The organism is Clostridium sp. C1, assembly GCF_018223625.1.
In the GTDB taxonomy this organism is placed as follows: Bacteria; Bacillota_I; Bacilli_A; order Erysipelotrichales; family Coprobacillaceae; genus Allocoprobacillus.
Map to the genome: position 1 here is coordinate 2,734,071 of NZ_CP073631.1, position 23,257 is coordinate 2,757,327.

Consider the following 23,257-nt stretch of genomic DNA (forward strand, 5'->3'; position numbering starts at 1 on the left):
TGAGTGATAAAGGATTGAATCATTATTCTATTAGCACAAAGAAATCATTGTGAAATTATATTAATCTGATTAGGGAATATGAAATTTAAGTAATCATTTAAAGATTTATTATAGAAATACTATATTTGAAATAGATAATAATAAATTTAAGTAATCAAGATAAATCGTGATTAAAAATGTAAAAAATAGGAAGGAGGGATATTTTGTTTGATTTGACTAAAGATGATATTAAAGAGTTGAATGATTCAGACTTACGAACGTTGGTTGGTATATTATGTGAAGCTGAGTTGTATGAAAATTGCAACAAAATAAGTTCTGTTTCTTATGGTGGTAATCAGGACGAAAAGGATGGAGGAATTGATGTATTAGTTTCCTGTTTGAGTTTAGAGAATGGTGATTTCATCCCCAGTCCAAATACCATATTTCAGGTCAAAAAACCTAAAATGCAACCAAATAAGATAGAACATGAGATGAAAGATTCAACAGGAAATGTCAAACAATGTATTTTAAGTTTATCTGAAAAAGGTGGAGCATATATTATTGTAAGCAGTGGAGATGATCTTACAACTCAAAATAAAAAAAAGAGAGTTGATAAGATGAAAACTATATTAAGTGAAAATAATATTACTAACGTTAAAGTTGATTTTTATGATTGTGGAGCTATTACATCTTGGACAAGAAAATATCCTTCTCTAATTTGTTGGGTTAAACAGAAAAATGGAAAATATACTAGTGGATGGACTTCTTATGAGAATTGGTCAGACCCAAGTAATAAAGAAAATGATTTTTTATTTGATAACAATGCTGTATTTTTAACTACTACTATTGATGGTAAATTGAAAGTTATTGATGGCATTAATAAGATTCGTTCGATATTAAGTGTTGAGAAAAACGTTGTTCGATTAGCAGGGTTATCTGGGGTTGGAAAAACACGATTTGCGCAGGCTTTATTCGATGAGTCAGTTGGCATAGATCCTCTTAATAAAGAAATGGTTATTTATGGAGATGTTAGTAATTCATTAATTCCTGACCCAATAACATTTATACAAAATTTGATTACATTGAAAAAAAGATTAATTATAGTTGTTGATAATTGTACTGTTGAATTACATGATAAATTAACCAAAATATGTCGAAGATTGGATAGCAAACTAAGTTTATTAACAATTGAATACGATGTTAGAGATGATGACAATGTAGATTCATACAATTTTATGTTAAGTCCAGTATCTAATGATTTATTGAAAAAATTACTAATTAGAGATTTTTCTGAATTATCTCCAATAAATTTAGACAATATTGTAAGTAATTCTGAAGGTAATTTTAGAATTGCAATATATTTGGCTAAATCATTATTAAGAAATGGAAACGCAAGATTACTGAATAGTAGAGAATTATTTGAAAGATTATTCTATCAAGGAAGAGAAGTCGACAAACGTTTAATGCGAGCTGCACAAGTATGTTCGTTAGTATATTCTTTTGATATAAGGATGCAACCAGTCAATGAAGAAATATCCATTTTATCAAAACTGATATCTGTAGAAGATGAAGCTTTATATTCCTATGTTGAAGAATTATATTGTAGACAAATAATTCAAAAAAGAGGATATATGAGAGCTGTACTACCTCATGCTTTAGCAAATCGATTAGCCAAAGAATTTTTAGAATTTTATCCTATAGAAAATCTTTTAGATAAATTTAGTAAAAGTGAAAGATTATCTCTTTCATTTTTTAGGAGATTAAAGTATTTATTTGACTGTCCCCAAGCAGTTTACATTGCTAATAACTTTTTGAATGAACTTAGTGATGCAGATATTATCAATGCAAGCGAAAATGAACTTGAGAAAATTAAATGTGCTAGTTTAATTGTTCCTGAGACAATGATAAGAAGATTGAGAAGGATAAATAGAGTCGGTATGTTTAATATTTCTAAAGAATTTGATAAATGGATAGCAATAGTTTCTTTTCTAGCATACGAAGAAAAGAATTTCCTAGATTCAATACAATTATTAATAACAATTATTAAATCTAAAAAGAATAATATTAATTCATATTATGACGATTTTAGAAATTACCTTTATGGATTTTTTCATATTTATCTCTCAAATACCTGCGCAACTTTGGAAACAAGATTAAAAGCAATAACCAAGATGCTAGAGTCTGAAGAATTGGAATTATACGATTTGGGATTAAAATTAATAAATGAGTTATTCCAGTGCGGAACATTTACAGGACATAGTTATTTTATTCAGAATACTCGAATAAATGATTATGGCTTGGAGCCAAAAGTAAATGAATGGTATAAAGGTGTGTTAGATTATTGTGGTGAATTGTTGAATGATCCACGATATGAAAACGAAATAAAAGAAATAATTGCAAAAAACTTCAGAAATTTAGCATCTATTGGTTTTTATGATAATTTGGAACAAATGGTTACAAATTACATTAAGAAAAAAAGATGGTGTAGTATTTGGCTTTCGTTATTACAAATAAAACATTTTGATTCAGATAAGGTTCCTGTTGAATTGATGAAACGAATTGATGGTTTAATAGAAAAAACAAAACCAATTACAATAAAGGAAAAAATAGAAATATATCTCTCAAAAGGTAATTATCTTCATTTATATTTATCAGACATTACAGAAGATAATAAAAAAGTAGAAGATTTGATTTTTTCTCTAGGTGAAGAAATGGTGATCGAAGGTGAATATGATGATTACTTTGGATTGATTGATGATTCTTGTGATTTAAGTAAAATATCATATTTAGCTGAAGGTATGTATACTAAATCTAATGATATTGATTATCTAATTAATCAAATAGTGAACAATATTCATGATAGCAATAATAAATTTATGTGTATGTTATTATCGAACATAAGTCAACTGTATAATTTATATAATCAGCACAAATTTGAATACTTCCTAGATTATGTTATTAAGGATGAAAAATATAGAAGATATTATTTTGTTATGCAATTGTCATTTGATCTTTCTATTAAAGATTGTAATAGATTTAAACGTGCCATTAATACTTTTAAGTTTATTGAAAGTGATGTATATAAAGTTCAATTTTTCCTTAATAATTTAGAAAGTAATACCATATATGACATATATAGTATTTTGTATAAAAAAATAGGTTTTTGTGAAACAATTGTTTCTGGACTATTGCGTGCTAGAGAACAAGAAAAAAATTCTTTTGAATTAAGAACACTTGGTCGAAAAGTAATTGTTGATTTGGATTATAGAAAATATGATGACATTCAATATAAATATGAAGTAAGAAAATTGTTGGAATTATCTTTTTCTAAAGAAGAGGGGATAAGGGAAGCCATCATAATATTTCAAAAAGTAAAATCGATTATTGCCGAGCAAAGTATATATTTTCATAATATTGAAGACATTATGTACTTTTTAATAAAAATGTATCCTAAAGAATTTTTGAATGTATTTATTGACTATGAAGGTGAGCCAAATATAAATATCAAAAGATTCATATTAAGAGAATTAAATATATCAAACAACCTAATTAACTTAATTGATTGTAAAGAAGTTATTGATTGGATAGATACTAACGATAAAATACTTGAGTTATCTTATGTTTTGCAGCCATATGAATATAACCAAACTAAGGATAGGTATGAATGGACTAAGCTTTGCTTTTATGTAGTTAATACTTTTTCAGGAAATGAATCAGTAGTTGAGAACATCATAAACTCAGTTGATGAAAAATCATTTACAGGATCAGGAAGAATTTCTGATGAATTAACAAAAAAGTTAAATTTACTCCAAGATTTAAAGAAAAATATAGATAATAGTTTTTATAAAAAGATAGACATAAAAATTGAAGAGTTAACCGATTCCATTGAATATTGGAAATTAAACGAGATAAAAATGGAAGAATACATGGCCTTTGAATAATTAATTAGATTGAAATATCGGTAATATTTTTTAAATCCAGATTTGTCTTTACAATCTGGATCTTTTTTGTATCTAAATTAAGTTTAGATACTTTTCCTTCGATTTGAACATACTGCCCGTTATCATAGTAAGTTACTTTTACTATCATTCCAATCTTTATCTGATGAACCTTATAATCTAATTCTGCTAGATCATCTTCAGATAATATCTTTTTGGGGACGATAACTCTTTCTTTCTCTTTTAGAATTTCTCTAAATCCTTTAAGCGCATCAAATGATTGAAATATCTGAGCTCGACTTGCTCTAGTTTTATGCATTATGACCACCTACCAATCCATTACGTTTTCTTTGTGTCGCTTTTTCATAAAAATTCATACCTTTTAATACAGCGTTCTTTCCATATTTGTTTCGGATATGTACGAGAGCTTCTTGCACTCTTTTTTCTTTTTCTATATCTTCTTGATCAGCGAATAAATCAAACTGTTCATATATCTCGTCTTTAACATTTCCAAAACTTATCCCAATCTGTCTTATTGGATAATTCGGATTAATGATCTTTTTGTATAATAGTTTAAATTCTTCGAGTAATATTCGATAAGAGTTTGTAGTATTGGTAATCTTTCTAGATCCTCTAGATGGTTTGATACAGTTCTTGGAGTAACCGACATATAATGAGATATGATTCGTGACAAGATGTTTTTCAGTTAATTGCAATACATTAGATTCGACCATTTCTTTCATTATCAAATATGCATCTTTGTAATTATAGTCTTCGAATAAGATTTGAGAGTTAGATATTGAATTTGATGATGGTCTATAAGCTTTGATGTCGCTAATCTTTGTTGGTTCTCTACCCCATGCATGGTCAATAAGATATTCTGCATTTATACCGAATAGCTTATATAAAATCTTTTCATTATAATGAGCTACCCCATAAAGATCTTTGATTCCTAGCATTGCTAATCTATTAGCAGTTCCAGGTCCTATCATCCAAATATCTGTAATTGGTTGATGATGCCAAATAAGTTGTTTAAATAAATCTTCATCTAAATATCCCATACAATCTTTAGCGTGTTTTGCAGTAATGTCTAATGCAACCTTAGCTAGAAATAGGTTCGTTCCAATCCCAACTGTTGCAGTGATACCAGTTTGATCATATATTTCATCAAGGATCATCTTTGCTAATTGTTTAGGTGTTGTATTATAAAGGCTCATGTAGTTAGTAATATCTAAGAAGGATTCATCGATCGAATAGACATGGATATCTTCACTTGAAATAAACTTTAAGAAAATACTATAGATAGTGGCAGAATATTGCATATATAGAGTCATGCGAGGTGGAGCTGTAATGTATTCGATGTTTTTAGGTATTTCATAGATTCTTCCTCTACTAGGGACACCTAGTTTTTTAATAGCAGGAGTTGCTGCCAAAGTGATTGCACCTCCTCCACGTGTTGAATCTGCAACAACCAAATTAATTTTAAACGGGTCTAATCCACGCTCCACACATTCTACTGAAGCATAGAAACTTTTTAAATCAATACATAGATACATTTTATTATTCATTGAAATCACTCCTTTGTGTTGTCTAATTATAGAGTCTAAAAAACTAAAAACAAGATAGATTTGGGACTTTGTTAATAATTGATTATATATTTATTGATAGATTTGGGATTTATGATACTATATAAAATAGGAGTGATATATGATGAAATTACGACAGATATTGATTCAGTATGAAATAGAAAATAATTTAACACATGATGATATGATTCAAAAAATAGGAATAGGACGTTCTACATATTTTCGTTGGTTGAGTGGAGAAAGCACAAAACTAAAACATGGTACATTAGAAAAACTATCAAATGTGATTGGACAGGATGTAGAGTCATTGTTGGATAATGAAGAAAATATTAAGCCAATCCTTGGGCAAGTAAAAGCTGGATATGATCTTTGGGCTGATCAAAATATAGAAGGATATATAGAACTTGGTCAAGTTGATGCGAAAAAAGGGGATTATTTTCTTCGAGTAGTAGGTGATTCTATGGAAGGGTGTTATATTTTTGATGGTGATCTTGTATTCATCAAACAATGTAATGAAGTGATATCTGGACAGATAGCGGTTGTTATGGTAGGAGAAGAGGCAACAATAAAAAAAGTTTACTATAAGAATGATTTGATGATATTAGAAGCTGCTAATCCAAGGTATGAATCCAAGTTTTTTACAATGCAAGAGGTTGAAGAACTTCCGGTAAAAGTTATAGGGTTAGTGAAATTCGTTCGTAGAGATTTCAGCATTTAAAATTATATTACTTTAAATGTTATTAGCATTCAGTGGATTGATTTTTCTATATGAGTTTAAAACAAAAACACAATAAAAATCTGATTATCCGCTAAAATACAGTATCTATCAGCATTTTCAAGGAAACAAACACATCAATTTACTACTTATTTACTACTAACGAATGAGCCTTGATACGCAAGTTTTCCTAGATATGCAAAGATATGGTACAACACATCAGTATTGAAACAAGAAAAAATTGAATAACCTATAGACTATGGAACGCCTAACATGACGTTCCTTTTCTATTTCCAGCCGTTCTTATTGGACGGCTATTTTATTACCCAAAATGAAAGGAGCATTAGATTTATGAAAAAGATGTTAAAACGATTGTGTACGGGCTTCTTAGCTCTTGCAACTGTCGTTACTGCTTTACCGACGACACCCGTTCATGCAGAAAGCAAGCAATACTGGACGGAGTCAAAAGAGCGTGTCGGTATCGTTGAAAAAGTAATGAATGACGGTTCGATTGGTTCTACCTTTAATGAGGGACATTTAACCGTTGAGGGCGAGGACGCTTACTGTATCGACATTAACACAGATTTTAGGAACGGCTACAAGACCAGAGCTGACGCAAGCACCCGTATGAGTGCCGACCAGATAAGCGACGTTGCCTTATCTATCGAATATGTGAAACAGTACACAGACAGCCACAGCGGAATAAGCAAAAATCACGCTTACCTTTTAAGACAGCTTGTAGTCTGGCAGAGATTGAGCGTACATCTTGGCTGGCAATGTGATAACGTGCGAGCTTCTTATGATGAAATTCCAAAGGCAACGCAGGACGAAGTTTTCTCTGGTGCTAGAGCCTTTGTCAAAGAAAATAAAGGACGCTATGAATGTGGCGGTTATATCTACTCTGGCGAGGGGCAGGAATTGGGACAATTCTGGGCGAAACTGAATGTCGGAAATGCGAAACTTCAAAAGGCTTCCAGTAATACCAGCATTACAGACGGTAACGGGAATTACTCAATCGCTGGTGCAACATACGGTGTCTTTGCTGATAAGGACTGCACGAAACAGCTTGCCACCCTTACGACTGATGAAAACGGAAACACAGATGTTGCAGAGGTAAAAGCAGGCACAGTCTATATCAAGGAATTATCCGCACCAGCAGGATATAAAGTAGATAAAACTGTATATTCCTTAAAGGTTGAAGCTGGAACGACAGCAACCTTGAATGTATCTGATACGCCGAAAGTAACGGACACTTTGATTGAACTTTTCAAGATTGATATGGAAACACAGAAAGACAATCCGCAGGGGAACGCTTCTCTAGCAGGTGCGGAATTTACATGGAAGTATTATGCAGGCTTCTATAACAAAGACAATCTCCCTGCCGAAGCTACTCGTACATGGGTTACAAAGACAATCGCTGAAACAGACGGCGACGGGACAACCCATTATATTACAAAATTAGCGGACGCTTACAAGGTATCTGGCGACAGCTTCTATATGCAGGACGGCAAGGCGGTTCTTCCACTTGGAACGCTAACCGTTGAAGAAACAAAAGCTCCAAACGGCTACTTGTTAGACGGTGCATATATGCAGGCTGGCGATAAGTCCGAACAGATTAAGGGCTTATATGTAACACAGATTACCGAGGACGGCGACCTTGCCGTATTATCTGGAAGTAACCAGTTTTCCGTATCAGACAAGGTTATCCGTGGCGGTGTCAAAATTCAGAAACGAGATTTAGAAACGGGCGATACAAAGCCACAAGGAAGTGCCACTTTGAAAGATACAGCTTTTGACATCATTTCCTTAAATGAAAATGCGGTATTGGTTGAGGGTAAGCTCTATAAGAAAAATGAAGTGGTAAAGACAATTCGTACAGATATTGAGGGTATCACTTCTACTTCTGCTGACCTTTTACCTTATGGAAAATTCCGTATCGTTGAAAGTGAAGCTCCCAACGGTTACTTAACTGACGGTGCAAAACCGATTGATTTTACAATCACAGAAAATGGAAAAATCGTGGACTTAACAGACGAAGCCCATTCTATCTATAATCAGATTAAGCGTGGAGATATTGAGGGTGTAAAAATCGGTGCAGGCACACACAAGCGTCTTGCTGATGTTCCCTTTAGGATCACAAGCAAGACGACGGGCGAAAATCATGTTGTGGTAACTGATGATAACGGGCAGTTTTCCACTTCTGCTGACTGGGCTTCACATAAGCACAATACAAACGCAGGAAAGACCAGCGAGGACGGTGTGTGGTTTGGAACTTCTGAACCAGACGACAGCAAGGGTGCGTTGCCTTATGATACCTACATCATTGAAGAAATGCGTTGCGACAGTAACAAAGGTTTTGAACTTATCCCACCTTTTGAAATCGTGGTATCAAGAAATAACCTTGTGGTTGATTTAGGAACGCTGACTGATGAATACGAAAAAGAAATCTCTATCCATACCACAGCAACCAGCAAAGACGGCGAAAAAACTATCCTTGCAGGAAAAGAGGTAACAATCGTTGATACTGTCAAATTAGACGGACTTACAAAAGGCACAAAGTATCAGCTCAAAGGCTGGCAGATGTTAAAAGAAGAAAATACAGAGCTTATCATTGACGGGAAACGTGTAGAAAACGATTATACTTTTGTCGCTGATGATGAAGAAATGAAAGTGGAAATTTCCTATACATTCAATGCGTCTGCTTTAGGTGGCAAAAACCTTGTTACCTTTGAAGAATTGTATGATTTCAGCAATCCAGACGAACCCGTGAAAGTTGCGGAACATAAAGACATTGAGGACGACGGGCAGACCGTTTTAATTACAGAACGTATCATCAAGATACATACGACTGCTACGGATAAGGACGGCAACAAAGAGCTTGAAGCTGGAAAAGACGTTACATTCATTGATACCGTAACCTTAGAGGGCTTGGAAGTCGGTACACAGTACAAACTTGTGGGCTGGCAGATGTTAAGGGAAGAAAATGCAGAGCTTCTTATCAATGGAAAACGTGTGGAAAGTGATTATACGTTTATCGCTGACAGCGAAACTATGAAAGTGGAAGTTGCCTTTACCTTTGACGCTACTTCTCTTGACGGCAAACAGCTTGTAACTTTTGAAGAATTGTACGATTTGAGCAATCCAGACGAACCGAAGAAAGTTACCGAACATAAGGATATTGAGGATAAGGGACAGACAATTACCTTTAAGGAAAAGCCAGAAGAACCAGAGAAACCCGAAACACCACCGACACCAGAAAAGCCTAACAGACCGAGCGACAGTCCCAAAACGGGCGATAACACAAACCTTTACGGACTGCTTGCACTTCTTTTGACCTCTGGTGCTGGACTGGCAGGTATCTTCTTCTACAAACGCCGTAAAATGAAAAAATCATAAGGCGGTAACGGTATGAGAAAAGAAAAATCACGCTCTCCGCCGAAGCTGTCAAACGGCAGACTTCCGCTTATTCTGGCTTGTCTGCCAACAACCTGCAAGAACACGGATAGTCAAGGGTGCGTAAGCATTGATTTTACCCTTTACTATCTGTGGGATTGCTGGTACTTCCCAAACCGCCAGAATAAGAAATCACAATCAATTTATTAAAAATAGAAAGAAACGAGGTAAAACAATATGGAAATGAAATATGTCGTGCCAGATATGGCACAGTCTTTTGGAACTCTTGAATTTGCAGGCGAAAGCGAGCCTATCTTTGAAAGAGATAAAAATAACCGTAGGGTCTTAGCCAGACGAAGCTATAACCTTTATTCTGACGTACAGAAAGGCGAAAATGTTGTGGTGGAAATTCCCGTGCAGGCTGGCGAAAAGCATTTCAAGTATGAGCAGAACGTAAAACTTGTCAATCCGAAGTTATATGGCAGAGGTTACGCAATCGGGGATATGGGACATACCGATTATGTGTTAGTTGCTGATGATATTGTAGCAGTTGAAGAAAAGTAAAGGAGTGAAGAATTTATGAGATTATCAAACGGGTTTGTTATTGACAAAGAAAAAACATTTGGAGAATTAAAATTTACAGCGGTGCGTGATGTGTTCTTACAGAATGAGGACGGGACACCGAGTACCCAGCTTAAAAAGCGTATCTATGATTTGAAGTGCAGTCTGCATGGTGGAATTATCCCCGTGTCTGTACCGCCAGAAGTACCGTTAAGGGAATTTCCGTACAATGCAGTCGTGGAGCTTGTCAATCCAGTAGCCGATACAGTATCACGAAAAACTTATACGGGTGCAGATGTGGACTGGTATGTAAAGGCAGAGGATATTGTGTTGAAGAATAAAGGCAACCAGAACGCAGGCAGTCCACAGAACCATACACCGCAAGGACAGTCAAAAAAATAAATCTAGGTCATAGATTTTACTCTGAAATTACAGTATAATGAGCCAAAAGAGCCGTATTTAAGCTATGTAAAACAATTTTGACAAGGAAAAAAGGCTTTGTCGAAGATATTGGATAGACATTTGAGGGTTAATATATGACAATGACACCGAAAGGAGCAATCGAAATATGGAAATAGGTAAGAAACTTAAAAATGCACGAGTACAGTCTGGAATGACACAAGAAAATGTTGCAGAAAAAATCAATGTATCAAGGCAGACAATTTCAAACTGGGAAAATGAAAAATCTTACCCAGACATTATCAGTGTAATAGAGTTGAGCAACCTATATTCTATAAGTCTTGACGTATTGCTAAAGGGTGATGAAAAAATGATTGAACATTTAGAAGAAAGTACAAATGTTGTAAAAAGCAACCAAAAAATGATATGGGCAATTATTGTAAATATCATTGTCGTAGCATTGCTGATAACATTAAATATGTTTATACCAGATAACCGTTATTTCTTAGTTGGAATATTTTGTCTTATGGTTATCACTTCATCAGCATTACTTTACCAGATAATCAAAAAATTTTAAGGAGGATATTTTGTTATGGATTTGAACATAGTTTTAGCGGTAATTTGTGGAGCAGTTGCACTTGTAGGAGCGTTTTGTGTTGTGTTTCAGATTTATCATATGACTGTTATAGACGCAACAGCCAGAGGATTAAAGCACCCTAAATTTTGGGGAGTATTTACAATGAGTGGGAATAATTCAAGTGGTTTGCTTATGTATCTAATCGGAAGAAGAAAATACCCTATTGTAAATATGAGTGAAAGCAACTCAAAAGAATTAGAAAAACGTAAAAAATCAGCAGGTGTTGGACTGTTATTTTTGGCTATTGGTGTAATTGGCATTATATGTGCGACCTTAATATAACTAAAAATGCAGATTTATGATTATATCTTGCAACATTTACAAAGCAGTTAGTCTATACGATTGACTGCTTTTTTCATACCCAGAAAGGAGCGAATGATTTATGCGTAAGATTTGGAATAAAGGACATCGTATCAGAGCCAGCGACAAGCACCTTGTCTACCACTTTTCCATAGGGACGCTTCTGTTTGTGTTCGTGGCGGTTCTTCTGCTACTGAATATCAAACAGCTCATGTGTACCGATTGGGAGCATTTCAGCTTGTTAGAAAACGACTTGACGCTCTCCCCTTACAACTTCATAACCATACTGATAGCGACTGGTGCTTGTGTATTGGTCGCTTTTCTGTATTACCGCTTCTGTTACGACAGTTTCAAGAAGCTCCTGCACCGTCAAAAGCTGGCAAGAATGATACTGGAAAATAAGTGGTATGAAGCCGATACCGTACAAGACAGCGGTTTTTTTACTGACCTGCAAAGCAGATCAAGGGAAAAAATCGTCTGGTTTCCAAAGATTTATTATCAAATGGAAAAGGGACTGCTTCATATCCGCTGTGAAATCACATTAGGAAAATATCAAGACCAGCTTTTACGGTTAGAGGATAAATTGGAAAGTGGCTTGTATTGCGAGCTGACCGACAAGACCCTGCATGACGGCTATATCGAATATACCCTGCTTTATGATATGATAGCGAACCGCATTACCATTGATGAAGTACGGGCAGAAAACGGCAGTCTGAAACTGATGAACAATCTTGTCTGGGAATATGACGCACTCCCTCACGCTCTGATTGCTGGTGGAACGGGTGGCGGTAAAACCTATTTCCTGCTGACGCTCATTGAAGCCTTACTGCATACCAACGCTGTCCTTTATATCTTAGACCCGAAGAACGCTGACCTTGCAGACTTAGGGACAGTTATGGGAAATGTGTATCACACCAAAGAAGAAATGATAGATTGCGTCAATGCCTTTTATGAGGGCATGGTACAGCGAAGTGAGGAAATGAAGCGACACCCGAACTATAAGACTGGCGAAAACTACGCCTATCTGGGACTTCCACCCTGCTTTCTTATCTTTGATGAATATGTAGCATTTTTTGAAATGCTTGGGACGAAAGAAAGCGTGAGCCTGCTTAGCCAGTTAAAGAAAATCGTTATGTTGGGACGACAAGCAGGATATTTCCTTATCGTTGCCTGCCAGCGTCCAGACGCAAAGTATTTTTCAGACGGTATCAGAGATAACTTCAATTTCCGTGTGGGACTTGGGCGTATCAGTGAATTAGGTTACGGTATGCTGTTTGGTTCAGACGTGAAAAAGCAGTTTTTCCAGAAGCGTATCAAGGGGCGTGGTTATTGTGATGTGGGAACAAGCGTGATAAGTGAATTTTACACGCCTTTAGTCCCGAAAGGACATGATTTTTTGCAGACTATCGGCAGGCTTGCACAAGAAAGACAAGTTATGCCAGAACAACAAGGAAAGGAGAACTAACTCATGGAAATAAAAGAAATCAATAAAATAATACAATCAGAAGATAAAGACGAGAAATCTAAGAGCGTAAAATGTATCTGTATCAATTATGGAGATTTTCTAGCCGATTGCGAGGGATTTGTGCAGAAACGTTATCACGATTTTAAATGTAATCCAAAACATCAGTTTGAGAAAAAAGCTGATACTATTCTTGAAAATGCAATTCACGAAAAAAACTTCATGCCCGATTTGTTCTTGATACGCTTAAATAGAAAACAGTCGGCTTGCAACAGCCAGATTGATTTTGTTTTTGAATTGCTTGATAAGTCTTTTCTGGAAACAGACCCTATCCGTAAAAGTGAAATATCAGAAGAAACATTAAATTTATGTTTATCCGCTGATGTTTCATTCATCATGGTTTACATTGGTATGAACAGGTAGGATAAGTTCTGCCTGCACAACGGCAGGAACGGTCGGCGGAGCAAATACGACCGTGGAAGCCGTTTTGCAGAGCAGGGCTTGTCCCTGCTCTGCTGATGAACCCCTCGGTATCTAACAGAGGGGTACGTTTGCAAATAAACAATAGACAAAAAACATAGGAAACATAAGGCTTCTGACATGGTTTCCTAGTAAAAATCGGCTGTGAAGTCGCCTTAAAAAACTTCACACTTTACAGATTGGGGGTATGGTTCTGAATGAAGAACAATGGATAAAAGAATTACGGGAGAAACGGATTGCTTATGGTATCTCACAAGGCAGGCTGGCGTTGGCTTCTGGTATCACAAGGGAATATCTCAACAAGATAGAAAGTGGAAAAATGAAGCCGTCAAAAGAACTTCTGGAAACTCTGCATAAAGAACTGGCAAGGTTCAATCCAGAAGCACCGCTTACCATGCTGTTTGATTATGTGAAAATCCGTTTTCCCACGCTGGATATACAGCACATCATCAAAGACATATTAAAACTGAATATCAACTATATGCTCCATGAAGATTACGGGCGTTACAGTTATACGGAGCATTATTCTTTAGGGGACATCTTTATCTATACGTCGGCTGACGAAGAAAAAGGTGTCCTTTTAGAGTTAAAGGGGCGTGGGTGCAGGCAGTTTGAAAGTTACCTGCTGGCACAGCAAAGAAGCTGGTATGACTTTCTCATGGACGCACTCGTAGACGGTGGCGTGATGAAGCGTATCGACCTTGCTATCAACGACCATACGGGCATTTTGGATATTCCAGAGCTTGCGGAAAAATGCAGGAAACGGGAATATATCGGAAAGTCCAGAAGCTATAAGTTTTACCAGTCGGGCGAGCTTATCAAGCACAGAGAGGACGACAGAGAATATATGGGACGTACCCTTTATCTTGGTTCGCTGAAATCAGATGTGTATTTCTGTATCTATGAAAAGGACTATGAGCAGTACGTCAAGCTGGGGACACCTCTGGAAGAAGCCGACATTATCAACCGTTTTGAGATACGGCTTCGGAATGAACGAGCCTATTATGCAGTACGAGATTTGCTGACCTATTATGACGCAGAGCAGACCGCCTTTTCTATCATCAACCAGTATGTGCGGTTTGTTGATGAAGAACCAGACAAGCGAAAAAATGACTGGAAACTCAATGACCGCTGGGCGTGGTTTATCGGCGATAACAGACAGAGCTTGAAGCTGACGACAAAGCCAGAGCCTTATACCTTAGACCGTACATTGCGGTGGGTACAAAGGCAGGTAGCACCAACCTTGAAAATGCTGAAAAAGATTGATAAGGGAAACGGTACAGACTACATGGAAACAATCGAACAGCAGGCAAAGCTCACAGAAAAGCATGAAATGATAATCAAACAGCAGACGACCCCTGCAAAAGATTTAGTAGAAAGTTAGGAGTGATAAAAATGTGGGTATTATTAAAAGACTTCCTGCTGGTATCTATGGGAATGGGTATCGGTGTAGTCTTGATGTGTATTTTGAATATCGGCAAAGAAGCTGACTATGAAATGAAACAATTAGAAGAAAGCGAGGACAATTAAATGAATTTCGGACAAAATTTGTATCAATGGTTTTTATCAAACGCACAGAGCTTAGTGCTTATGGCGATTGTGGTTATCGGTATCTACTTAGGGTTTAAACGTGAGTTTTCAAAACTTATTGGCTTCTTGGTAGTTGCCTTGATTGCTGTCGGTTTGGTATTCAATGCTGGCGGTGTGAAAGATGTACTGTTAGAGCTGTTCAATAAGATTATTGGTGCATAAAATTTTATTGTGGTACTGATATGCGAATGATATAATCGGGGTGTGAAAAAAGATAAAATAGATTAGGAGTTAAGCTATGGATTATATTATACGAGAAATAAAAAAGGAAGAATATGATTTACTCAATGACTTTTTGTATAATGCAATTTATATTCCAGACGGTGTTGAGCCACCACCTAAATCAATCATTAACTGCCCAGAATTGCAAGAATATGTTTTTGAATTCGGAAAGCGAAAAGATGATAGGGCTTTAGTTGCGGAAGTTCAAGGAAATGTTGTTGGTGCTATTTGGGTACGAATAATGAACGATTACGGACACATTGACAATGATACACCGTCCCTTGCTATGTCTGTTTTTCAAAAGTATAGAGGACAAGGGATTGGAACTTCATTATTGCAACAGTTATTGTTGGTGGAAAAAACTTCTGGATATTCAAAACTTTCCTTATCTGTTCAAAAAAATAATTATGCAGTAAAGATGTATAAGAAAGCAGGTTTTCTTGTTGTTGATGAAAATAGCGAAGAATATATTATGACTGTAAATCTATAACAGATAATCTAGTTTACAATTTCATATCCATACACACAAAGCAGTTAGTCTTAGGATTGACTGCTTTTTTCTTACCTAAATTTCAGATTGGAGTGATGAAATGAGCGATATTTTTAAGGATATGCAGGTAAAGGTTGGCTGTGAATATATTTCCGACCAGCCCTCTTACAAGCGTAAGGTGTGGCAGGAAATGAAACGGCTGAACCTTGCCGACTATGAAGAAAGACAGTTAGAAGATTTTTCAAAGTATGTGTTTGGTATGCCGTACCAGACCTTAAAAGATGTGATGAAACAACAGAAAGGACGTGAGGAACAATGCAGGAAACAAGGGTGCTGGTGGAAACGAGAGGAACAACTGGCGAAGAAACAATATCATACTGGTTCGACCTGCCGATAGATGTTGCCGAGTTTGAAGAAAAGTTAGGTGTCGGTGCAGAAAGTGGGGATTACCGCATTATTGAAAAGGTGTTGGCTTTTGCTAATGAAGTTCACGAACATACCAGCGTGTATCAGCTCAACGAATTAGATTTTATGTACCGCCAGCTTTCAAGCGATATGCAGGAAGAATATGTATCACTTCTTACGGTGTTTGAGAATTTAGAAGCACTTTATATTTGCAGGAACGTGATTACGGTTTATCCCGACTGCAAAAGCATGATAGATGTTGCAAGGCAAAAGCTGATGAACGACCCGACGTTCAAACATTTATCCGAGGACTGTCAAGAATATTACTTTGACTTTGAAGCCTACGCTTCTCACTTGCAGGAACACGGGAAATTTTTAGTAACGGAACACGGTATCTTTGAACTGCCAGAGTAGGAAATGAGGTGGTGCTTATGATTGATGATATGGCGGTTTATATTGCTAATCTTGGCAAATACAACGAGGGCTATTTAGTCGGTGCGTGGTTCACGTTCCCCATTGACGAGGAAGATGTGAAAGAAAAAATCGGCTTGAATGAACAGTATGAGGAATACGCAATCCATGATACCGATAACTTTCCCATTGCGATTGGCGAGTATGTTTCCATTGAAGAACTGAACTCTATGTATGAAATGATAGAGGAACTTCCCGACTATATCGTAGAGTGTCTGGACGAATTTATCAGCCACTACGGGACGCTGGAAGAAGTCGTGGAACACAAGGACGATATTTATTATTATCCAGACTGTGAAACCATGACAGACGTTGCCTACTACTACATAGACGAATTGCAGGCACTTGGCGACATTCCACCCAGCTTACAGAACTACATTGACTATGAAGCCTACGGGCGAGATTTGGATATGGGCGGTTGCTTCATTGAAACAAGCCGAGGTATGTGCGAGATACCATATTAACGCTGGAAGATCAGCGACAAGCATTGTTGCTACTGACAGCGTATTTCTCTTTTAAGGGACAGTCTGAAACATGGCTGTCCTTTTCTATTTTGAAAGGAGCTGAAAGAACTTGAAAAAGATTAAATCTTATACGGGTATCTGGAACGTGGAAAAAGTCTTGTATGCAATTAATGACTTTAACTTGCCCTTTCCCGTTACCTTTACGCAGATTACATGGTTTGTGATTACAGAATTTATCATCATTCTGTTTGGGGATATTCCCCCACTTTCCATGATTGAGGGAGCATTTCTCAAATACTTCGGTATTCCCGTTGCTCTCACTTGGTTTATGTCGCAGAAAACTTTTGACGGAAAGAAGCCGTACAGCTTTTTGAAATCACAGATAACCTATGCCCTGCGACCAAAAATCACTTATGCAGGAAAAGCCGTAAAACTGCATAAGCAGATACTCAATGAAACAATCACGGCAGTAAGGAGTGTGAACTATGTTCCCGATAAAATATATTGACAATAACCTTGTCTGGAACAAGGACAATGAGGTGTTTGCCTATTATGAGCTGATACCGTACAACTATTCTTTCTTATCCGCAGAGCAGAAATTTATCGTGCATGACAGCTTTCGACAGCTCATTGCACAGTCCCGTGAGGGTAAAATTCATGCGTTGCAGATTGCCACAGAAAGCTCAATCCGAAGTATGCAGGAGCAGTCAAAAAAGCTGGTAACTGGAAAATTAAAGGAAGTTGCCTATCAGAAGATAGACGAACAGACCGAAGCGTTAGTATCTATGATTGGGGATAATCAAGTGGACTACCGCTTTTTTCTTGGCTTTAAGCTCATGGTTACGGAAGAACAGCTCAATCTGAAGAACATCAAAAAATCGGCGTGGCTGACGTTCACGGAATTTCTCCATGAAGTGAACCACACGCTGATGAATGACTTTGTTTCCATGCCAAATGATGAAATCAACCGCTACATGAAAATGGAAAAGTTACTGGAAAACAAAATATCCCGTCGTTTCAAGGTGCGACGCTTGGAAACAAACGACTTCGGGTATCTCATAGAACATCTTTACGGTAGGGACGGTGTCGCTTATGAAGATTATGAGTATCAGTTACCAAAGAAGAAATTGAGGAGAGAAACGCAGATAAAATACTACGACCTTATTCGTCCGACAAGATGTGTGATTGAGGAAAGCCAAAGGTATTTACGATTGGAACATGAGGACAAGGAAAGCTATGTGTCCTACTTTACCGTCAATGCGATTGTGGGCGAGCTGGATTTTCCGTCCAGTGAAATCTTCTATTTCCAGCAACAGCAATTCACATTCCCCGTTGATACTTCTATGAATGTAGAAATCGTGGAAAATCGGAAAGCATTAACGACAGTCCGCAACAAGAAAAAGGAATTGAAAGACCTTGACAATCACGCTTATCAAGCAGGAAGTGAAACCAGCTCAAATGTGGTGGACGCATTAGATAGCGTGGACGAGCTGGAAACGGACTTAGACCAGAGCAAAGAAAGTATGTATAAGTTAAGCTACGTCATACGGGTGTCTGCACCCGATCTTGACGAGCTGAAACGCCGTTGTGATGAAGTCAAGGACTTTTACGACGACCTCAATGTAAAACTGGTGCGTCCTGCTGGGGATATGCTGGGGCTTCATTCAGAATTTCTTCCTGCCAGCAAGCGATATATCAATGATTATGTGCAGTATGTAAAATCAGATTTTCTAGCAGGGCTTGGTTTTGGTGCTACCCAGCAGTTAGGAGAAACTACGGGTATCTATATGGGCTATTCTGTTGATACGGGAAGAAATGTGTACCTGCAACCGTCCCTTGCCAGTCAAGGTGTAAAAGGTACAGTTACCAACGCTTTAGCGTCTGCTTTTGTCGGTTCGCTTGGCGGTGGGAAATCGTTCTGTAACAATCTTCTGGTGTATTATTCGGTGCTGTTTGGCGGTCAAGCACTTCTGTTAGACCCTAAAAGTGAGCGTGGCAACTGGAAAGAAACGCTCCCAGAAATCGCCCATGAAATCAATATCGTAAACCTAACAAGCGACAAGGACAATGCAGGACTTCTTGACCCATTCGTGATTATGAAGAATGTTAAGGACGCTGAAAGTCTGGCAATCGACATCTTAACATTCCTTACGGGTATTTCCTCTAGGGACGGCGAAAAATTTCCCGTGTTACGAAAAGCGGTACGTTCTGTTACCCAGAGCGACAGTCGGGGCTTGCTCCATGTGATAGACGAGTTACGCCGTGAAGATACGCCAGTATCAAGAAATATCGCAGACCATATCGACAGCTTCACGGACTACGACTTTGCACACCTGCTGTTTTCAGACGGTACGGTGGAAAATGCTATCAGTCTGGATAATCAGCTCAATATCATTCAAGTAGCTGACCTTGTGTTGCCAGATAAGGACACAACTTTTGAGGAATACACGACCATTGAATTATTGTCGGTGTCTATGCTGATTGTGATTAGTACCTTTGCCCTTGATTTTATCCATTCTGACAGAAGTATTTTTAAGATTGTAGACCTTGACGAAGCGTGGGCGTTCTTAAATGTGGCACAAGGCGAAACCTTATCAAACAAGCTGGTTCGTGCTGGACGAGCTATGCAGGCAGGCGTTTATTTCGTTACACAATCTTCTGGGGACGTGGCAAAGGAAAGTCTGAAAAACAATATCGGCTTGAAGTTTGCCTTTCGTTCTACTGACATCAACGAGATAAAGCAGACCTTAGAATTTTTCGGCATTGACAAGGACGACGAAAATAACCAGAAACGCTTGCGTGATTTGGAGAACGGACAATGTTTATTACAGGATTTATACGGGCGTGTCGGTGTGGTGCAGATACACCCCGTTTTTGAAGAACTGCTACACGCCTTTGATACAAGACCGCCCGTACAGAGAAATGAGGTGGAGTGATGAAAGAAAGGATAAAAGGTGCGTTCACAAAAAAGAAGATTTTCCACTTTCTTAAAATGGCTCTGTTCGTGGTGGCACTCTCCCTTATCCTGCTTTCACTTTTGGGGACGGTGGCTCATGCGACGGGGCTTGTGGACGATACCATAAACGCAGAAAATCTTTACTCAAAATATCCCCTTTCCAACTACCAGCTTGATTTTTATGTGGATAATAGCTGGTCGTGGCTTCCGTGGAACTGGCTGGACGGTATCGGAAAATCGGTGCAGTACGGGCTTTACTGCATTACCAACTTTGTCTGGACGATAAGCCTATATTTAAGCAATGCTACGGGCTATGTGGTGCAGGAAGCCTACAAACTTGATTTTATTAACGATATGGCAGACAGTATCGGAAAAAGCATACAGACCCTTGCAGGTGTTACGGCAAACGGTTTTTCCAGCTCTGGCTTCTATGTTGGTTTCCTGCTTCTCATTATCTTAGTGGTGGGACTTTATGTTGCATATACGGGACTTATCAAACGGGAAACCAGTAAAGCACTTCATGCCGTTATCAACTTTGTGGTGGTGTTCGTGCTGTCCGCTTCGTTTATTGCCTATGCTCCCGACTACATCAAGAAGATAAATGAGTTTTCATCAGACATCAGTACCGCTTCACTTGACTTGGGAACAAAAATCATGCTCCCAAACTCTGACAGCGAGGGCAAGGACAGCGTAGACTTGATACGGGACAGTCTATTTTCTATTCAAGTGGAACAGCCGTGGTTACTCTTACAATTCGGGAACAGCAACGCAGAAGAAATCGGGGCAGACCGTGTAGAAGCTCTTGTATCGGCAAGCCCAGAGGACGAGGACGGAAAGACCAGAGAGGAAGTCGTGAAAACAGAAATCGAGGATAACGACAACAACAATCTGACGATACCGCAGGTGGTAAACCGCTTGGGTATGGTGTTCTTCCTATTCATTTTTAATATAGGTATCACAATCTTTGTATTCTTACTGATGGGGATAATGATGTTAAGCCAGATACTTTTTATTATCTTTGCAATGTTTTTGCCTATCAGTTTTCTTCTTTCCATGATACCTAGTCAAGAAAATCTGGCAAAGCAGGCAATCGTGAGGGTGTTTAATACCATAATGACACGGGCAGGAATAACGCTCATTGTAACGGTGGCGTTCAGTATTTCCAGTATGTTTTATAACATCTCCAAAGATTACCCGTTTTTTATGGTGGCGTTCTTACAGATAGTGTGTTTCGCAGGTATCTTTATCAAGTTAGGCGACTTAATGAATATGTTCTCTTTGAACGCTGGCGACAGTCAAAATATGGGACGCAGGATATTCCGCAGACCGTATCTGTTTATGCGACATAGAGCTAGGCGTATGGAACACCGTATTGCAAGGGCAGTAAGTGCTGGCGGTATTTCGGGTGGTGTGGCTGGTGCGGTGGCTGGAAGTGCCGTTGCTGGCAAACGAGCGGAAAGAAAAAATACAGCTTCTAAAGAAAATCGGGGCAATACCACTTCCAGCATGGGACAGCGAGCAGGCTCAAAGGTGGGTGCTGTCTTAGATACGAAAAATAAAGTGAAAGACAAGGCAAACGCTGTCAAAGAAAACATCAAGGATATGCCGACACAGACCGCTTATGCGGTATATTCCGCAAAGGAAAAGGCAAAGTCCAGCGTATCAGATTTCAAGCGTGGCATGGTGCAGGAACAGCAGTCCAGACAGACGGGACGATTGGAAAAGCAGGAGCAACGCAGGCAGAATATCGCTGACAAGCGTATGGAGCTTCAAAAAGCACAAGAAGCAAGGCAGGCACAGCGAAAGGCTGACGGATCAGCGACAACGGGAGCTACCCGTCCCCATGAGCGACCAACCACAGCTTCGACCATTCCAAAGCCGAGTGTGGAAAAAATGCAGGAAGTCAAACGCCCTGCCACAGCGACCACTTCAAAGATAAGTGAGCCAGTCAAGACAAGTGTTATCAAAGAGCGTCCGTTATCTTCTGGTGCTTCTGATAGAAAAGCGTCCCAGCCTATACAGCCAGCACATAGGCAGAATGTAGAAAAAGTGGTATCGCAGGAAACACACCAGAATTACAAAGCAGAGCGTACCACAAAGGCACAGACCTTTGAACAATCAAAGCGTACAACGGAACATACCGAAAAGAACCGTAACCTTGTAATGAAGAAAGGACAGAAGAAAAAATGAAACTGAAACATATCGCTCTTATTGGCAGTCTGTTTCCTATCCTCTTTTCTCTGGTGCTGTTCTTTGGTGTCCTCATTAGTGCGGACAGCGACGACGAAAACAGCAACTTTTCTTCTGGCATTACGGTTATGAATTTATCCGCAGAAGTTTTGAAACATCAGCCTATGGTGGAAAAATACGCCAGAGAAAACGGTATCTCCGAGTATGTCAATGTGCTACTTGCTATTATTCAAGTAGAAAGTGGCGGTACGGCAGAAGATGTTATGCAGAGTTCGGAAAGTTTGGGACTACCACCCAACTCTTTAGATACCGAAAGTTCAATCAAGCAGGGGTGTAAATATTTTGCGTCCCTGCTTTCTTCCTGCCAAAATCAAGGTATCGACGACTTGAATGTAGCGATACAGTCCTATAATTATGGCGGTGGTTATGTGGGATATGTGGCAGGAAAAGGAAAGAAATATACCTTTAATCTTGCAGAGAGCTTCGCCCGTGAGAAATCGGGTGGAAAGAAAGTAACCTACACCAACCCGATAGCCGTTGCAAAGAACGGGGGCTGGCGGTATGGCTATGGAAATATGTTCTATGTGGAATTAGTCAATCAGTATTTAACTGTTCCGCAGGTATCGGGAGAGCTGGCACAAAAGGTAATGAATGAAGCGTTGAAATATCAAGGCTGGAAGTATGTGTATGGCGGTAGCAATCCCAACACTTCCTTTGACTGCTCGGGACTGATGCAATGGTGTTATGGAAAAGCTGGTATCTCCTTACCGAGAACAGCACAAGCACAATATGACGCTACCCAACATCTTCCGCTTTCGCAGGCAAAGGCTGGGGACTTGGTATTTTTCCATTCCACCTATAACGCTGGTTCGTATGTAACCCACGTCGGCATTTATGTAGGAAATAACCAGATGTACCATGCGGGCGACCCGATAGGATATGCAGACCTAAGTAATAGTTACTGGCAACAGCACTTAATCGGTGCAGGACGAGTAAAACAATAGAAAGGACTTGAAAAA

22 protein-coding genes are annotated in these 23,257 nt (G+C 38.3%); 20 read left to right on the forward strand and 2 right to left on the reverse strand.

The window, feature by feature from the left end:
* Positions 1 to 203 precede the first annotated feature (203 nt).
* Positions 204 to 3,920, forward strand: a complete 3,717-nt coding sequence (locus tag KEC48_RS14630; protein ID WP_211963218.1) for a hypothetical protein — start codon at positions 204 to 206, stop codon at positions 3,918 to 3,920.
* A gap of 4 nt (positions 3,921 to 3,924) precedes the next feature.
* On the opposite strand, the gene KEC48_RS14635 is transcribed toward KEC48_RS14630, so the two are convergent.
* Both KEC48_RS14635 and KEC48_RS14640 read right to left on the reverse strand, forming a co-directional pair.
* A complete protein-coding gene (locus tag KEC48_RS14635) occupies positions 3,925 to 4,236 on the reverse strand; it encodes a YolD-like family protein (RefSeq protein WP_211963220.1) in 312 nt (103 codons plus the stop codon).
* Complete coding sequence (locus tag KEC48_RS14640; protein WP_211963222.1) at positions 4,229 to 5,485, reverse strand: DNA repair protein; 1,257 nt, start codon at positions 5,483 to 5,485, stop codon at positions 4,229 to 4,231. Before KEC48_RS14640 ends, KEC48_RS14635 begins: the two co-directional genes overlap by 8 nt.
* A gap of 142 nt (positions 5,486 to 5,627) precedes the next feature.
* Between KEC48_RS14640 and KEC48_RS14645 the strand changes: the two genes are divergently transcribed.
* The 19 genes from KEC48_RS14645 (at position 5,628) to KEC48_RS14735 (ending at position 23,242) form a co-directional block, all read left to right on the forward strand.
* Positions 5,628 to 6,221, forward strand: coding sequence for a helix-turn-helix domain-containing protein (locus KEC48_RS14645; protein WP_211963224.1), 594 nt, complete (start codon positions 5,628 to 5,630; stop codon positions 6,219 to 6,221).
* Positions 6,222 to 6,569: 348 nt separating this feature from the next.
* Positions 6,570 to 9,614 carry an SrtB-anchored collagen-binding adhesin gene (locus tag KEC48_RS14650; RefSeq protein ID WP_003417594.1) on the forward strand — a complete coding sequence of 1,015 codons (3,045 nt, stop codon included), beginning with the start codon at positions 6,570 to 6,572 and terminating at the stop codon, positions 9,612 to 9,614.
* Positions 9,615 to 9,848: 234 nt separating this feature from the next.
* Positions 9,849 to 10,175 (forward strand): YdcP family protein, encoded by a 327-nt coding sequence (locus tag KEC48_RS14655; RefSeq protein ID WP_211963226.1) that lies wholly within the window; start codon positions 9,849 to 9,851, stop codon positions 10,173 to 10,175.
* A gap of 15 nt (positions 10,176 to 10,190) precedes the next feature.
* A complete protein-coding gene (locus tag KEC48_RS14660) occupies positions 10,191 to 10,574 on the forward strand; it encodes a YdcP family protein (RefSeq protein WP_003417604.1) in 384 nt (127 codons plus the stop codon).
* Positions 10,575 to 10,740: 166 nt separating this feature from the next.
* Positions 10,741 to 11,148 carry a helix-turn-helix domain-containing protein gene (locus KEC48_RS14665; RefSeq protein ID WP_003417606.1) on the forward strand — a complete coding sequence of 136 codons (408 nt, stop codon included), beginning with the start codon at positions 10,741 to 10,743 and terminating at the stop codon, positions 11,146 to 11,148.
* 15 nt (positions 11,149 to 11,163) lie between these two features.
* Complete coding sequence (locus KEC48_RS14670) at positions 11,164 to 11,490, forward strand: hypothetical protein (RefSeq protein WP_009274548.1); 327 nt, start codon at positions 11,164 to 11,166, stop codon at positions 11,488 to 11,490.
* A 100-nt stretch (positions 11,491 to 11,590) separates the two neighbouring features.
* Positions 11,591 to 12,973 (forward strand): FtsK/SpoIIIE domain-containing protein, encoded by a 1,383-nt coding sequence (locus tag KEC48_RS14675; protein ID WP_003417607.1) that lies wholly within the window; start codon positions 11,591 to 11,593, stop codon positions 12,971 to 12,973.
* A gap of 3 nt (positions 12,974 to 12,976) precedes the next feature.
* Positions 12,977 to 13,393 (forward strand): hypothetical protein, encoded by a 417-nt coding sequence (locus tag KEC48_RS14680; RefSeq protein WP_003417609.1) that lies wholly within the window; start codon positions 12,977 to 12,979, stop codon positions 13,391 to 13,393.
* A 244-nt stretch (positions 13,394 to 13,637) separates the two neighbouring features.
* Positions 13,638 to 14,834: a MobT family relaxase gene (gene mobT, locus KEC48_RS14685; protein ID WP_003417612.1), complete on the forward strand. Its 1,197-nt coding sequence runs from the start codon at positions 13,638 to 13,640 to the stop codon at positions 14,832 to 14,834.
* Positions 14,835 to 14,845: 11 nt separating this feature from the next.
* Positions 14,846 to 14,980 (forward strand): DUF3789 domain-containing protein, encoded by a 135-nt coding sequence (locus KEC48_RS14690; RefSeq protein WP_003417615.1) that lies wholly within the window; start codon positions 14,846 to 14,848, stop codon positions 14,978 to 14,980.
* Complete coding sequence (locus tag KEC48_RS14695) at positions 14,981 to 15,202, forward strand: hypothetical protein (protein ID WP_002323342.1); 222 nt, start codon at positions 14,981 to 14,983, stop codon at positions 15,200 to 15,202.
* A gap of 76 nt (positions 15,203 to 15,278) precedes the next feature.
* Positions 15,279 to 15,752 (forward strand): GNAT family N-acetyltransferase, encoded by a 474-nt coding sequence (locus KEC48_RS14700; protein ID WP_003417620.1) that lies wholly within the window; start codon positions 15,279 to 15,281, stop codon positions 15,750 to 15,752.
* Positions 15,753 to 15,852: 100 nt separating this feature from the next.
* Positions 15,853 to 16,149, forward strand: a complete 297-nt coding sequence (locus tag KEC48_RS14705) for a hypothetical protein (RefSeq protein ID WP_010774377.1) — start codon at positions 15,853 to 15,855, stop codon at positions 16,147 to 16,149.
* On the forward strand, positions 16,068 to 16,571 hold the full coding sequence (locus KEC48_RS14710; RefSeq protein WP_003417621.1) for an antirestriction protein ArdA: 504 nt from the start codon (positions 16,068 to 16,070) through the stop codon (positions 16,569 to 16,571). Before KEC48_RS14705 ends, KEC48_RS14710 begins: the two co-directional genes overlap by 82 nt.
* Positions 16,572 to 16,588: 17 nt before the next feature.
* Positions 16,589 to 17,092: an antirestriction protein ArdA gene (locus KEC48_RS14715; RefSeq protein WP_003417623.1), complete on the forward strand. Its 504-nt coding sequence runs from the start codon at positions 16,589 to 16,591 to the stop codon at positions 17,090 to 17,092.
* A 109-nt stretch (positions 17,093 to 17,201) separates the two neighbouring features.
* Positions 17,202 to 17,600 (forward strand): conjugal transfer protein, encoded by a 399-nt coding sequence (locus KEC48_RS14720; RefSeq protein WP_003061368.1) that lies wholly within the window; start codon positions 17,202 to 17,204, stop codon positions 17,598 to 17,600.
* A complete protein-coding gene (locus KEC48_RS14725; protein ID WP_003417628.1) occupies positions 17,578 to 20,028 on the forward strand; it encodes an ATP-binding protein in 2,451 nt (816 codons plus the stop codon). The genes KEC48_RS14720 and KEC48_RS14725 overlap by 23 nt, the downstream gene beginning before the upstream one ends.
* Entirely contained in the window at positions 20,028 to 22,238 is a 2,211-nt protein-coding gene (locus tag KEC48_RS14730) for a CD3337/EF1877 family mobilome membrane protein (protein ID WP_211963228.1), read from the forward strand. Before KEC48_RS14725 ends, KEC48_RS14730 begins: the two co-directional genes overlap by 1 nt.
* Positions 22,235 to 23,242, forward strand: coding sequence for a C40 family peptidase (locus tag KEC48_RS14735; RefSeq protein ID WP_000768246.1), 1,008 nt, complete (start codon positions 22,235 to 22,237; stop codon positions 23,240 to 23,242). The genes KEC48_RS14730 and KEC48_RS14735 overlap by 4 nt, the downstream gene beginning before the upstream one ends.
* Positions 23,243 to 23,257: the final 15 nt, after the last annotated feature.

Bases quoted from the DNA above. Each gene is read 5' to 3' on its own strand.
- KEC48_RS14710 (WP_003417621.1), top strand. From the start codon at position 16,068: ATGCAGGAAACAAGGGTGCTGGTGGAAACGAGAGGAACAACTGGCGAA.
- KEC48_RS14640 (WP_211963222.1), bottom strand. From the start codon at position 5,485: ATGAATAATAAAATGTATCTATGTATTGATTTAAAAAGTTTCTATGCT.
- KEC48_RS14670 (WP_009274548.1), top strand. From the start codon at position 11,164: ATGGATTTGAACATAGTTTTAGCGGTAATTTGTGGAGCAGTTGCACTT.
- KEC48_RS14700 (WP_003417620.1), top strand. From the start codon at position 15,279: ATGGATTATATTATACGAGAAATAAAAAAGGAAGAATATGATTTACTC.
- KEC48_RS14645 (WP_211963224.1), top strand. From the start codon at position 5,628: ATGAAATTACGACAGATATTGATTCAGTATGAAATAGAAAATAATTTA.
- KEC48_RS14690 (WP_003417615.1), top strand. From the start codon at position 14,846: ATGTGGGTATTATTAAAAGACTTCCTGCTGGTATCTATGGGAATGGGT.
- KEC48_RS14725 (WP_003417628.1), top strand. From the start codon at position 17,578: ATGTTCCCGATAAAATATATTGACAATAACCTTGTCTGGAACAAGGAC.
- KEC48_RS14695 (WP_002323342.1), top strand. From the start codon at position 14,981: ATGAATTTCGGACAAAATTTGTATCAATGGTTTTTATCAAACGCACAG.
- KEC48_RS14705 (WP_010774377.1), top strand. From the start codon at position 15,853: ATGAGCGATATTTTTAAGGATATGCAGGTAAAGGTTGGCTGTGAATAT.
- KEC48_RS14715 (WP_003417623.1), top strand. From the start codon at position 16,589: ATGATTGATGATATGGCGGTTTATATTGCTAATCTTGGCAAATACAAC.
- KEC48_RS14735 (WP_000768246.1), top strand. From the start codon at position 22,235: ATGAAACTGAAACATATCGCTCTTATTGGCAGTCTGTTTCCTATCCTC.
- KEC48_RS14665 (WP_003417606.1), top strand. From the start codon at position 10,741: ATGGAAATAGGTAAGAAACTTAAAAATGCACGAGTACAGTCTGGAATG.
- mobT (WP_003417612.1), top strand. From the start codon at position 13,638: ATGGTTCTGAATGAAGAACAATGGATAAAAGAATTACGGGAGAAACGG.
- KEC48_RS14675 (WP_003417607.1), top strand. From the start codon at position 11,591: ATGCGTAAGATTTGGAATAAAGGACATCGTATCAGAGCCAGCGACAAG.
- KEC48_RS14680 (WP_003417609.1), top strand. From the start codon at position 12,977: ATGGAAATAAAAGAAATCAATAAAATAATACAATCAGAAGATAAAGAC.
- KEC48_RS14655 (WP_211963226.1), top strand. From the start codon at position 9,849: ATGGAAATGAAATATGTCGTGCCAGATATGGCACAGTCTTTTGGAACT.
- KEC48_RS14635 (WP_211963220.1), bottom strand. From the start codon at position 4,236: ATGCATAAAACTAGAGCAAGTCGAGCTCAGATATTTCAATCATTTGAT.
- KEC48_RS14660 (WP_003417604.1), top strand. From the start codon at position 10,191: ATGAGATTATCAAACGGGTTTGTTATTGACAAAGAAAAAACATTTGGA.
- KEC48_RS14650 (WP_003417594.1), top strand. From the start codon at position 6,570: ATGAAAAAGATGTTAAAACGATTGTGTACGGGCTTCTTAGCTCTTGCA.
- KEC48_RS14730 (WP_211963228.1), top strand. From the start codon at position 20,028: ATGAAAGAAAGGATAAAAGGTGCGTTCACAAAAAAGAAGATTTTCCAC.